Below are 12,524 nucleotides of genomic sequence, written 5' to 3' on the forward strand. Positions count from 1 at the left end.
AAGCGGCAAGAGGAGCGAGCACACGTGGGACAGGTCGTCGTCATCAGCACCGGCGGGACGATCGCCAGCCGCTGGCAGGGGTCCGGGTTCGCCGCCGACGCGGCGGGCGGGGACGTCCTGGCCACCGCCGCCGTGCCCGAGGGCGTGAGCGTCCGGGTCGTCGACCTGATGAGCGTCAACAGCGCCCGGATCACCACGGCGCACCAGCTCGCCCTCCTGCGCACCGTGCGCGAGGTGCTGGCCGACCCCGCGGTGGACGGCATCGTCGTCACCCACGGCACGGACACCCTGGAGGAGTCCGCCTTCTTCCTCGACCTCCACCACGACGACCCCCGCCCGGTGGTCTTCACCGGCGCCCAGCGCCCGCTCGAGGCGGAGGACGGCGACGGGCCGCGCAACCTCCACGACGCGCTGCTGACCGCGGCCACCGTGCGCGGCCTCGGCGTCCTGGTGGTGTTCAACGGGCAGGTGCACGCCGCGCGCGGCACGGTCAAGGTGCAGACGCTGGCCGCCGACGCCTTCGCCGACCCCTCCGGCAGCCGGGTCGCGGACGTGACGGCCGACGGCATCCAGATCCACCGGCGCCCCGAGCGCCCCGCACCGCTCCCCCTGCCCGCGGCCGACACCCCGCTGCCCCGGATCGACGCCGTCATGCACCACTGCGACGGGGACCCGCTGCTGTTCAACGCCGCCGTCGGAGCGGGCGCCCAGGGCATCGTTCTCGTCGCGACGGGAGCCGGCAACGCCACCCCCGAGATCTGCGCCGCCGTCGAGGCCGCCGTCTCCCGTGGCGTCCTCGTGGCCCTGACCACGCGCGTGGCCACCGGACCGGTCGCGGAGATCTACACCCACGGCGGAGCCGTGGACCTCGTGGCCGCCGGAGCGGTACTGACCGGCACCCTGCGCGCCGGCCAGGCACGGATCGCCGTGCTCTCCGCCGCCCTCGCCACCACCGACCCGGCCGGCCGCGCCGACGCGCTGCGCCACGCGCTCGACGCCCCCGTGGCCGCCGAACCGGCCACAACGGCCTGACGCACCCCCCTTCCCCCCCCAACTCCCCCACACCACGCCTTGGATCGGACCCCCATGTCGGCCCCCGCCTCCCCCCACGACCACGCGCAGACGCGCTCCGAGCACGACCTCCTTGGCGACCGGGACGTCCCCGCGGCCGCGTACTACGGCGTCCACACGCTGCGCGCCGTGGAAAACTTCCCCATCACCGGCACCCCGATCTCCGCCTACCCCGACCTCGTCGTCGCCCTGGCCTCCGTCAAACAGGCCGCCGCCCAGGCCAACCGCGACCTCGGGCTGCTGGACGAGCGCAAGGCGGACGCCATCGTGCAGGCCTGTGCGGAGATCCGCGCCGGCCGCCTCCACGACCAGTTCGTGGTGGACGTCATCCAGGGCGGTGCCGGCACGTCCACCAACATGAACGCCAACGAGGTCGTCGCCAACCGGGCGTTGGAGCTCCTCGGCCACGGCAAGGGCGAGTACCGCCACCTCCACCCGCTGGAGGACGTCAACGCCGGGCAGAGCACCAACGACGTCTACCCGACCGCCGTCCGGCTCTCGCTGCAGCTCGCCGCCGCCCGCCTGCTGGAGGCCATGCAGGTGCTGCACGAGGCCTTCGCGGCCAAGGCCGCGGAGTTCTCGGACGTGGTGAAGATGGGCCGCACGCAGCTCCAGGACGCGGTGCCCATGACGCTCGGTCAGGAATTCGCGGCCTACGCCGTGATGCTGGCCGAGGACCGGGCGCGGCTGGCCGAGGCGTGCGCGCTGCTGAGCGAGATCAACCTCGGCGGCACCGCGATCGGCACCGGCCTCAACGCCCACCCGCAGTACGCCGCGACGGCCTGCGAGCACCTGAGCGCGATCTCCGGCATCCCGCTCTCCGTCGCCGGCGACCTCGTCGAAGCCACCCAGGACATGGGCGCGTTCGTCCAGATCTCCGGCGTGCTCAAGCGGATCGCCGTCAAGCTCTCCAAGACCTGCAACGACCTGCGCCTGCTCTCGTGCGGCCCGCGCGCCGGCCTCGCCGAGATCAACCTCCCTGCGGTGCAGGCGGGTTCGAGCATCATGCCGGGCAAGGTCAACCCGGTGATCCCCGAGGTGGTCAACCAGATCGCCTTCGAGGTCATCGGCAACGACGTGACCGTCACCATGGCCGCCGAGTCCGGCCAGCTCCAGCTCAACGCCTTCGAGCCGGTCATCGCGCACAGCCTCCTCAAGAGCCTGACCCACCTGCGGGCCGGCTGCCTGACCCTCGCCGAGCGGTGCGTGAACGGCATCACCGCCAACCGTGAGCACCTGGCGCAGCTCGTCGGCCAGTCCATCGGCCTGGCCACCGCGCTCAACCCGCACATCGGCTACGAGCAGGCCACCGCGGTCGCCCAGGAGGCGCTGACCACCGGCGCCTCGGTGTACGACCTGGTCCTGGCCAAGGGCCTGCTCACGCCGGAGCAGCTGCAGGAGATCCTCCACCCGGACAACCTGGCCCGCCCGCACGCGCGGACCGCTGCGGTCTGATCCCCCACCCCCACCACCGCTCTCCCCCCACCAGCAAAAGCAAGAAGAAGGAAGTACCACCCCGATGGCAACGGCGCCCAGCGTCTCGTACTCGATGACCGTCCGTCTGGAGGTCCCCGCAGGCGGGACCGCCGTCAGCCAGCTCACCACGGCCGTGGAGTCCTCCGGCGGCTCCGTCACCGGCCTCGACGTCACTGCGTCCGGCCACGAGCGGCTGCGCATCGACGTGACCGTCGCCGCCAAGTCCACCGAGCACGCCGACGAGGTCGTGGACAAGCTCCGCGGCATCGAGGGCGTGGTGCTGGGCAAGGTCTCGGACCGTACGTTCCTGATGCACCTCGGTGGCAAGATCGAGATGGCGTCGAAGCACCCGATCCGCAACCGTGACGACCTGTCGATGGTCTACACCCCCGGTGTGGCCCGGGTGTGCATGGCGATCGCGGAGAACCCGGAGGACGCGCGGCGTCTGACGATCAAGCGGAACTCGGTGGCCGTGGTCACCGACGGCTCAGCGGTGCTGGGCCTGGGCAACATCGGCCCCAAGGCCGCGCTGCCGGTGATGGAGGGCAAGGCCGCCCTGTTCAAGCGGTTCGCGGGCATCGACGCCTGGCCGATCTGCCTGGACACCCAGGACTCCGACGCGATCGTGGAGATCGTCAAGGCCATCGCCCCGGGCTTCGCCGGCATCAACCTCGAGGACATCTCCGCCCCGCGCTGCTTCGAGATCGAGGCCCGCCTGCGCGAGGCCCTGGACATCCCCGTCTTCCACGACGACCAGCACGGCACCGCCATCGTCGTCCTCGCCGCCCTGACCAACGCGCTGCGCGTGGTGGAGAAGAACATCGGCGACGTACGGGTCGTCATGTCCGGTGCGGGCGCGGCCGGCACGGCCATCCTCAAGCTCCTGCTGGCCGCCGGCGTGCGGCACGCGGTCGTGGCCGACATCCACGGTGTCGTGCACGCCGGCCGCGCGGACCTGGTGGACGCGGCCCCCGAATCCGCGCTGCGCTGGATCGCGGACAACACCAACCCCGAGGGCATCACCGGCACGCTGAAGGAGGCCGTGCGCGGGGCGGACGTCTTCATCGGCGTCTCGGCGCCGAACGTGCTGGACGGGCAGGACGTGGCCGCGATGGCCGAAGACGCGATCGTCTTCGCGCTGGCCAACCCCGACCCCGAGGTCGACCCCGGCATCGCCCGCCAGACCGCCGCCGTGGTCGCCACCGGCCGCTCGGACTTCCCCAACCAGATCAACAACGTCCTGGTCTTCCCCGGCGTCTTCCGCGGCCTCCTGGACGCCCAGTCCCGCACCGTGAACACCGACATGATGCTCGCCGCCGCCCGCGCCCTCGCCGACGTCGTCGCCGGCGACGAGCTCAACGCGAACTACATCATCCCCAGCGTCTTCAACGCGAAGGCGACCGAGGCCGTGGCCTCGGCGGTGAAGCGGGCGGCTCAGGCCCAGGCGGTGCAGCAGGCGCAGTGAGCGCCCGCTCGCTGCCGGTGCTAGCTTGACGACGGTCACCGACGTGGCCGTGAGCACACGGGAGGCCTCCGGCCGCGGACCGGCATCCGCGCCGGAGGCCTTCTGGAGCTACCGGCCTGCTGTCCCCCGCACCTCGGGGGACAGCGGGCCGACCTCACGGTTCAGGACCTCGTCGAGACCCCACCCGACGAGGTGGGCGACCAGCCCGCACACGGCGGCCCAGGCCACTCGCCGCGCCGAGCTCCGGACATTCGCCGGAATGACCCATGGCGGACGCTCCCTTGTGTGGCACCCCATCGGCGCCCCCTTCCATCGGGCGCGGCCATTACCGGTGACCGCTCCGGAGGAAGCCCGCCTCGGACTTCCAGGGCGAGAAGCCCGATATCAGGAATCCCTCGTGGAAGAGGGCGCACAAGAAGCGCCGAAACGAGCATAAACGGATAAAGGTCAATCATCAGCGTAATTCGTCTGATTGGCCTAGCGGCTGCTTGCCCACACTCCGTCAGGAGTGGGCATGCCGTGTATCAGCCGGGTATCAAGGAACGCTTGGTTGTTCATCGAAACCCGCCGAGAACGGTGCACCGGACCGTGCCGCCCGGTGTGTGCCATATCGTTCCTCGAGGATCGTTCCTTCCCCGAACAGGAGTCACCCGCTCGTGTCCTCGCCCGCCCCGGCTCCGGCCTCTCCACGGCCTGTTCGCGTGCTGCTGGTGGAGGACGACGACCTGATGCGCCGGTCCTTCACCGTCGCCCTGGAGCGCTACGGCTACGAGATGAAGGCCGCGGCCGACGGGCTCACGGGGCTCGAACTCTTCCGCGACGAGACCTTCGACCTGCTGGTCCTGGACGTGATGCTGCCCGGCCTGGACGGGATCGGCCTGTGCCGCAGGGTCCGGGAGACCAGCCTGGTGCCCGTCCTGATGATGTCCGCCCGCGGCGACGGGCTCGATGTCGTCGCCGGCCTGGAGGCCGGGGCGGACGACTACGTGGTCAAGCCCGTGGACACGTCCGTGCTCGTGGCACGCATCCGCTCGCTGCTGCGGCGGGCGGCCTACCCGCCCGCCGCAGGGCCCGGGCAGGGCGCGGGCGACGCGTCACCGCCGCCCGCCGGGGACGTGCTCGTCTTCGGCGATCTGAGCATCGACACCGGCGGCATGGAGGTCTTCGTCTCCGGGAGCCCGGTGGCGCTGACCCCGACCGAACTGAAGCTGCTGCTGGAATTCGCCGCCCACCCGGGCATTGTGCTGGAACGGCACACCCTCCTGCGCAACGTCTGGGAGTACGGCTGGGACGGCGACAGCCGGGTCGTGGACCTGTGCGTGCAGCGGCTGCGCAGGAAGCTGGGCCGGGACCGGATCGAGACGGTCCGCGGCTTCGGCTACAAGCTCAGGCGTTGAGGCCGGTGCGCCCGTTCACCCGCATGTCCCTGCGCTGGAAGATCGCCGCGCTGGCCGCGGCCACGGCATGCCTGGTCGCTGCGGCGGTGGGCGTGCTGGTGCACCTGTGGACCGCGCAGGACGTCCGTCAGCGGGCCGAGGCACAGGCCTTCAACACCGTGTACGCGGCCATGGACGTCTACCGGCGCACCGGAGCCCTGACCGACGGCGCCCACCTCGATCCAACCGATCTCCCTTCCGCGCTGCGTCACTTGGCCGACGGAGACCGGCATACGGCCTACGACGGGCGCGTCGAAGGCAACTTGGGGCCGAGCATCTGGGCCGCCCAGCGCGTCGGCGGTCCGGGCAGCCGGGTACTGGCCGTCCGGGTCAACATGAGCTCCGAGCTCCACACACTGCGCCGGCTCGACGCGACCATGGCGGTGGCCTCGTTGATCGCCCTCGCGGCGGCGACGCCCCTGGCGGTCTACGGGGCCGGGCTGCTCGGCCGTCGGCTGCGGCGGGTCTCCGAGACCGCGGGGCGGATCTCCGCCGGGGACCTCGACGCCCGGAGCGGGCCCACCAAGGGCGGCGACGAGGTGGCCGACATCGCCGCCACCGTCGACCTCATGGCCGACAGCCTCGGCCGACGGCTGTGCTCCGAGCGCCAGTTCACCGCGGACGTGGCCCACGAGCTGCGCACCCCCGTCGGCGGTCTGCTGGCCGCCGTCGACCTGCTGCCGCCCGGCGAGACGGAGGATCTGCTCCGGGCCCGGGTGCGTGATCTGCGCGGCCTGGTCGAGGATTTGCTGGAGATCTCCCGCCTGGACGCCGGCGCCGAACAGCCGGTCCGCGCCCATGTCCCGCTGGGCGCGGTCGTCTCCGAGGCCGTGGCGCGCACGGGCTTCGACGCCGAGGTCACCGTCGCCTCTGCGGCGCCGGCCGTGGAGACCGACCCGCGCCGCCTCGAACGCATCGTCAGCAACCTCGTTGTCAACGCCCACCGGCACGGGGCTGCCCCGGTGCAGGTCACCGTGGAGGGCCGGACGGTCGTCGTGCGCGACCGCGGCCCCGGCTTCCCGCCCGACCTGCTGCGGGGCGGCCCGCGCCGCTTCCACACCGGAGCGAAGGAGCGCGGCTCCGGCCACGGCCTGGGCCTGACCATCGCCCTGGGCCAGGCCCGACTCCTGGGCGCCGAGCTGCACTTGACCAACGCCCCGGACGGCGGCGCCGTCGCCACCTTGCGCCTGCCGCACTGAGAGGGCGTCGTGGGGGGCGGCCCGTTGGCAATGGGGCCGGCGCAGGGCGGCTGGTGACGACAGGGTCCGGCACCGGCTGCCGGGTCAGTCGTCCTTGCCCGTGGCGTGCCGCATGTTCTCGTCGGACTGCCGGATCCGCTCCGGAGTCCAATGCTCCTCGACCTCCTTCGGATTTGCGGTGGAGTCGTGCACCACGGCCGTCTCGGGGCGGGACGGCGGCCCGGGGGCCGCGTCCCGGTCGCCGGGCCACAGGGCCGCGGTGATGGCCAGACCGAGCGCCACCGCGCCCGCCGCCACGAGCGTCGCCTTCGCCTTCCGGGACATCGGGATCACCAGCTTCCTGCACAGTGTGTGCCTGTCGTCAAGGTAGCAACTCCCCCGGACACGGCTCCGGTTGGCAGCCCCACCGCTCCAGCCATGCGCAGAGTTCCAGCCAATGCTGCCCGAACCCGCCCTTCCCCTCCGCCCGCCTGGTCTACTCGCACGCGTCTTCGTGCTTCGAGCACACGATGCAAAGGGGGAACGGGGTGAAGACGCGATTCATGGCGTCCCGGCCGTCCGGCCGGGCCCGGACGGTCACGGCCGTCGCCGGAGTGCTGATGCTCGGTCTGAGCGTCCCGGCGGGCGCGGCCCAGGCGGACGAGACCGCAAAGCCGATGGATGCGAACACGGCTGCCACGGCCGTGCAGCACAGTTCGACGGGGGATCCTTCGCAGGCTCCTTCGCGGGTGGCCGCCCACTGGACGCCCGAACGGATCAGAGCGGCCCGGCCGGTGGCCGTGCCGGCACCGGAGGGACGCCCGGTGGCACCGCAGACGCAAAGACTCCCCGCCCGTACGGGCCAGGGGTCGGCGCCGGTGGCGGGCGTCTCCAAGGAGGCCGGGGAAACGGCGGACGCGGCGAGAACGCTCGCCGACGTCTCCCGCTCCGCGGTGTGGACCGCCCACGGCAGCATGCCGGCCACCACCGTCGGCAAGCTCTACTTCGACACGCCCAAAGGCGGGAGCCAGTGCACCGCCTCGGTCGTCAACTCGCCCAACAAGAGCCTGATATGGACGGCCGGGCACTGCGCCAGTGACGGCAACGGCCACTGGTACAGCAACTGGCGGTTCGTCCCGGACTACCACAACGGCCAGGAGCCGCTCGGCTCGTGGACGTGGAAGTCGGTGTCCACCCCGAAGGGCTACCTCAACGGCGGGGACAAGGACTACGACCTCGCCGTGATCACCCTCTGGCCGCAGAACGGCCGCAAGGTGGCCGACGTGGCCGGCTCCCAGGGGTACAGGTTCAACTCCGGCTACACCTGGCACGCCCATGAGTTCGGCTACCCGTTCGACACGCACCCGGCCCGCTCCGGCATCACCGGCCAGGACCTGCGCTACTGCACGGGCACGACCTGGCGGCCGGGCTTCTGGCCGTTCCAGCCCGGCCAGGAGGCCATCCACTGCGACCAGGGCCACGGCGCCAGCGGCGGCCCCTGGCTGGACGACCTCCAGCTCTCGCGCGGCTGGGGCTACCTGATCGGCAACGTCAGTTACCACAACAGCGAGAGCTCCGACGAGGAGCGCAGCCCGCACCTGGGCGACGCGGCCGTGAAGGCCTACGACGCCGAGAAGAACCACTAGAGACGCACGCCGCCCGCAGCTCCCTTACACATTCGCCGTCGCAGGAGTCGAGCGCGCCGGTGGGGTACCGCTGCCGGGTACCGGTGTGTGAGAACTGTCGGCAGCGGGCGGCGTGGGCCGGTCCGGCCCGGTGGGGGTGGGGTTGAGGGCGGCCGTGAGGTGGCGGCGGAGCAGGCGGCCGAGTTTGCGGTCGACCAGGCGGTTCAGCGCGGCGGCGAGCAGCAGGGAGAAGAGGAGCCCGAGGGCGATCGACGGGAGCAGGCCGAGGCCGGGGACGCCCTTGAGGATGCCGCGCGTGACGGGTATGCCCAGGCTCTGGTGGACCAGATAGAAGGGGTAGGTCAGGGCGCCCGCGTAGACGAGGGTTCGCCATTGGAGGTGGCGCAGCGGGCCGGGGCCGGCCAGGGCGAGCAGGACGAGGAAGCCGGTGAGGACGGCCGCGCTGACCGGCCAGTTGGAGCCGTGGTGTGTGGCGACGCGGTCGTTCAGGACGGTCAGGGTGTAGCACCAGGCGAAGCCGGCCAGGAGCCACAGGAGCAGGTTGGGTCCGAAGCGGTGCATCAGGTGGAGCGCAATGCCGGCCACGAAGAGTCCGGCGTACTGGCTGAGCAGGAACTCGTCCAGGACGGTGGAGTGCAGTTCGCGGCCGATGGACGCCAGGACGAGCCAGAGGAATCCGAAGGCCATGACGCGCCGGTAGGTCAGGCCGATCAGCAGCAGCGCGCCCATGAGCAGGTAGAAGCGGGCTTCCACCCAGAGTGTCCAGGCGACACCGGCGGTGAAATCCAGGCCGAGCGGGCTGGGAATCATCGTCAGGTTGCCGAGGGTGGTGCGCAGGTCCGTGGGCGCCCCTGACCGCTGTCCGGCGAACACCACGACGGTGCCCACGGCGACGACGATCAGAACGACGGCCCAGTACAGCGGGAAGAGCCGGGCGATACGGGAGACGGCGAACTGCGCCGGGGTGCTCCCCCAGCAGCTCATGCAGATAACGAAGCCGCTGATCAGGAAGAAGGCCTCGACTCCGAGCCAGCCGTAGCCGCTGACCGCGTGCATCAGGGGTGCTGCCTGCGGCAGGTCGTAGGTCTCGCCCCAGAAACGGGGGGTCGGGGTGCCCAGGTAGTGATAGGCCGCCACGGCCGCTGCTGCGACCAGCCGCAGCCCGTCGACTGCGGCCAGCCGCCCGCCTGGAGTGGAGGGGCGGGACGGCAGATGCCTGATGGCTCGAATGGGAAGGCTGTTCCTGAGGAGCATGGCGCCACTATACATAGTGTGTATACATGGAGTTTATAGATCGGCCCGGCCGGCGATCGGCACCTCGTTCAGCCCCGCGCCCTGGTGGGCAGACCGGCCTCGACCGTTGGCTCCGTCCGGGACCGTCCCGTGGCCACCGCTCCCACCAGCAGGACCACCGCCCCGCAGACCGCCACCACCCACCAGCCCGGCCGGAAGGCCGCCGCCTGGCCCGCTCCCGAGCGCAGCGCCTGGGCGTAGACCGCGCCGATCACCGCCACCCCGAGCGCCTGCCCGACCTGCCGGCTGGTCGAGGCCACCGCCGCCGCCACGCCCGCCCGGGCGCGCGGCATCCCGGACACCGCCGCGTTCGTCACCGGCACGTTGACCAGCCCGAAGCCGGTCCCGAACAGGACGAACCCGGCGAACAGCGAGACCGCCCCGGCATGCACCGGCCGCAACGCCGAGAGCAGCCCGCAGGCCAGCACCGCCGTGCCGGAGAGCAGCAGCGGAATACGCGGCCCCCGGCTGCCCACCAGCCGCCCGGACACCGGCGGGCAGATGATCGTCATCACCGCCATCGGCAGCAGGTACACGCCGGTGCGCAGGGCGGAGAAGCCGCGCGCGTCCTGGAGGTAGAGGGCGGTGAGGAAGAGGAAGCCGCCCAGTGCCGCGAAGGCGCCGATCGCCGCGACCACCGCCCCGGCGAACTGCGGCCGGCGGAACAGCCGCGGATCGATCAGCGGCTCCCGGTGCCGGGCCTCGTACCGGACCAGCAGCACCGGAGCGGCGACCGCCACCGCCGCGCAAGCCAGGATCCCCGGCGAGGTCACCCCGGCGGCCGGGGCCTCGATGATGGCGTCTTTCTCGTTCTCGGATCGCTCTCTGTCGGACGGATCTGAGGGACTGAGGGGCTGAGGGGCTGAGGTAGGGGGAGCGGTGGATCGGTGGGTCGTACGGGAGCGGACCGCCGAACGGCCGACCGTCAGATGGTCTGCCCGGGACGCGCCTCGACGACGGTGACGTCCGGGGCCACCAGCGCGCCCAGCTGGTGCGGGCGGCCGGTGTGCATCTCCCGGGTGCCGTAGTGCTGCGGCACCACGGTCTTCACCCCGAGCAGTTCCACGGCCTTCGCGGCGCGCCGCGGGCCCATGGTGTAGAAGTCGCCGATCGGGATGAACGCCACGTCCGGCGCCTCGAGTTCGCGGATCAGCGCCATGTCGCCGAAGACGTCGGTGTCGCCGGAGAAGTAGACGCGGAAGCCGTTCTCGAAGGTGATCACGTACCCGACCGGGTTGCCGGTGTAGGTCCCGTCCGGGGTCGAGGAGGAGTGTTCGGCGTGGACCATGGTGAAGGTGATCCCGTGCCGCTGCACGGTGCCGCCCTTGTTGAACCCGACCACGGAGCCCTCGTCCACCCCCTGTCTCACCAGCCACTTGCCCAGCTCCATCGGGCAGAGCACGGTGGGCCGGTGCGCGGTGGCGAGGTCCACGGCGTCGCTGACGTGGTCCACGTGGCCGTGGGTGATGGCCATCAGGTCGATCCGGTCGATGGTCTTGACGTGCTCGGGTGCGGCCGGGTTCTCGGCCACCCAGGGATCGATCAGCAGCCGCTTTCCGGTCGCGGTGCGGATCAGCCAGGTTCCGTGCCCGATCCAGGTGAAGGCGAGTTCGTCATTGATCCGGTGTTGCGGTGTCGGTGTGGTGTCCAAGGTGTCTGCACACCTCCGGCTCGTAGGAAGCGCACCCGGACAGCGGAATCCCTCTTCAACAAACTGTTGATCTCGGGTGCGGGACCAACCCTCGCATCCGCCTCAACGGTGCGTCAACGATGGGCAAATGAGTATCCGGCCCCCGGTTCGGGTCTGGCGTGAAGTCGACGCATCGGCCGCACGGCACCGCCGTTGACACCTCTCGGGCCGCTGCCTACGGTGCAATCCGCGCAAGTTCAACAAACAGTTGAAGTTCTTGGCCTGGCGAAAGGTCTCGCATGCCCGCGGTCCACCACCTCTCCCCCGAACCCGGAACCGTGCGCGGCCAGTTCGACCGCTCCCTCCCGCCGGTGCTGGAGATCGATCCCGGGGACACGGTCGTCTTCCGCACTCTGGACGGCAGTTGGGGGGAGAACGGCGAGCGCCTGTTCGGCCTCCCGGGGTTCACGCCCCGGCCGAAGCCCTGGATCGGGCACGCCCTGTGCGGCCCGGTGCGCGTCCGCGGGGCGCACCCGGAGAGTGTCCTGGAGGTCGAGATCAACACTGTCCGTCCGGGCGGTTGGGGGTGGACCGCGGCCGGCCCGCGCGAGCAACGGCTGCGCCGCGGGCTCAGCGCCGAGCGCGAGGTGCTGATCGGCTGGCGGCTCGACCCGGACGCCGGGCTGGCCCGCGACGCGCACGGGCTGGGGCTCACCCTCCCACTGCGCCCTTTCATGGGAGTGCTGGGCAACGCCCCGGCCGCACCGGGCCCGCACGAGACCCGCCACCCGCGCCGGGTGGGCGGCAACCTGGACTGCCGGGAGCTGGTCCCCGGCTCCCGGCTGCGGCTGCCGGTCGAGGTGGACGGAGCGCTCTTCTCGGTCGGCGACGGCCACGCGGCGCAGGGCGACGGCGAGTTGGCCTCCACCGCGCTGGAATGCCCGATGGACGAGGTCTCCCTGACCTTCCGGCTGCTCCCCGGCCCGGCCCCGGCCCGCCCGCAGGCCGGCACCCCGGCGGGCGAGATCTTCCTCGGCCTGGGCCAGGAGCTGGACGAGGCCGTCCGGGACGCCGCCGACCAGGCGGTGGCCTTCCTGGCCCGGCGGCTCGGCATCGGCACCCCGGAGGCGATCGTGGTCGCCGGCCTCGCCGTCCAGCTCCGGGTCACCCAGGTCGCCAACGGCACGGTCGGCGCTCATGCGCTGATCACGCCGGATGCACTGGCCCACCTCGGCTGACTGCGCGGAGGAAGGCCACTGTCTCCGACAGTGGCGATACGGGGCGTGGCTGTGCAGCTCCGGCCGGGAACAGGGATGAATGACGTGGTGC

11 protein-coding genes are annotated in these 12,524 nt (G+C 71.8%); 7 read left to right on the forward strand and 4 right to left on the reverse strand.

The window, feature by feature from the left end; genetic code table 11:
* The first annotated feature begins 24 nt into the window (after positions 1-24).
* From ACMATS_RS01270 to ACMATS_RS01290, 5 genes are all read left to right on the forward strand, one after another.
* On the forward strand, positions 25-1,032 hold the full coding sequence (locus tag ACMATS_RS01270) for an asparaginase (protein WP_414166526.1): 1,008 nt from the start codon (positions 25-27) through the stop codon (positions 1,030-1,032).
* Between the two features lie 54 nt (positions 1,033-1,086).
* The gene (gene aspA, locus ACMATS_RS01275; protein ID WP_390780838.1) at positions 1,087-2,526 is read left to right on the forward strand and encodes an aspartate ammonia-lyase; all 1,440 of its coding nucleotides are present in this window, start codon (positions 1,087-1,089) and stop codon (positions 2,524-2,526) included.
* A 64-nt stretch (positions 2,527-2,590) separates the two neighbouring features.
* Complete coding sequence (locus ACMATS_RS01280; protein WP_391154945.1) at positions 2,591-4,012, forward strand: NAD-dependent malic enzyme; 1,422 nt, start codon at positions 2,591-2,593, stop codon at positions 4,010-4,012.
* A 656-nt stretch (positions 4,013-4,668) separates the two neighbouring features.
* The gene (gene cseB, locus ACMATS_RS01285; protein WP_414166527.1) at positions 4,669-5,409 is read left to right on the forward strand and encodes a two-component system response regulator CseB; all 741 of its coding nucleotides are present in this window, start codon (positions 4,669-4,671) and stop codon (positions 5,407-5,409) included.
* A gap of 23 nt (positions 5,410-5,432) precedes the next feature.
* Entirely contained in the window at positions 5,433-6,647 is a 1,215-nt protein-coding gene (locus ACMATS_RS01290) for a sensor histidine kinase (protein WP_414170630.1), read from the forward strand.
* A gap of 84 nt (positions 6,648-6,731) precedes the next feature.
* Here the strand turns inward: ACMATS_RS01290 and ACMATS_RS01295 are convergent, their stop codons facing one another.
* A complete protein-coding gene (locus ACMATS_RS01295) occupies positions 6,732-6,971 on the reverse strand; it encodes a hypothetical protein (protein ID WP_414166528.1) in 240 nt (79 codons plus the stop codon).
* A 203-nt stretch (positions 6,972-7,174) separates the two neighbouring features.
* On the opposite strand from ACMATS_RS01295, the gene ACMATS_RS01300 reads away from it, so the two are divergent.
* A complete protein-coding gene (locus tag ACMATS_RS01300) occupies positions 7,175-8,272 on the forward strand; it encodes a hypothetical protein (RefSeq protein WP_414166529.1) in 1,098 nt (365 codons plus the stop codon).
* 24 nt (positions 8,273-8,296) lie between these two features.
* Here ACMATS_RS01300 and ACMATS_RS01305 read toward each other — a convergent pair whose 3' ends face one another.
* From ACMATS_RS01305 to ACMATS_RS01315, 3 genes are all read right to left on the reverse strand, one after another.
* A complete protein-coding gene (locus ACMATS_RS01305; RefSeq protein WP_414166530.1) occupies positions 8,297-9,526 on the reverse strand; it encodes an acyltransferase family protein in 1,230 nt (409 codons plus the stop codon).
* Between the two features lie 68 nt (positions 9,527-9,594).
* Entirely contained in the window at positions 9,595-10,305 is a 711-nt protein-coding gene (locus ACMATS_RS01310) for an MFS transporter (protein ID WP_414166531.1), read from the reverse strand.
* A gap of 185 nt (positions 10,306-10,490) precedes the next feature.
* Positions 10,491-11,216 (reverse strand): metal-dependent hydrolase, encoded by a 726-nt coding sequence (locus ACMATS_RS01315; protein ID WP_414166532.1) that lies wholly within the window; start codon positions 11,214-11,216, stop codon positions 10,491-10,493.
* Positions 11,217-11,494: 278 nt separating this feature from the next.
* Here ACMATS_RS01315 and ACMATS_RS01320 point away from each other — a divergent pair, with 278 nt between their 5' ends.
* Positions 11,495-12,433, forward strand: a complete 939-nt coding sequence (locus ACMATS_RS01320; RefSeq protein WP_414166533.1) for an acetamidase/formamidase family protein — start codon at positions 11,495-11,497, stop codon at positions 12,431-12,433.
* The last annotated feature ends 91 nt before the right edge of the window (positions 12,434-12,524 follow it).

This window comes from Streptoverticillium reticulum (assembly GCF_047456005.1).
GTDB lineage: Bacteria > Actinomycetota > Actinomycetes > Streptomycetales > Streptomycetaceae > Streptomyces > Streptomyces reticulum.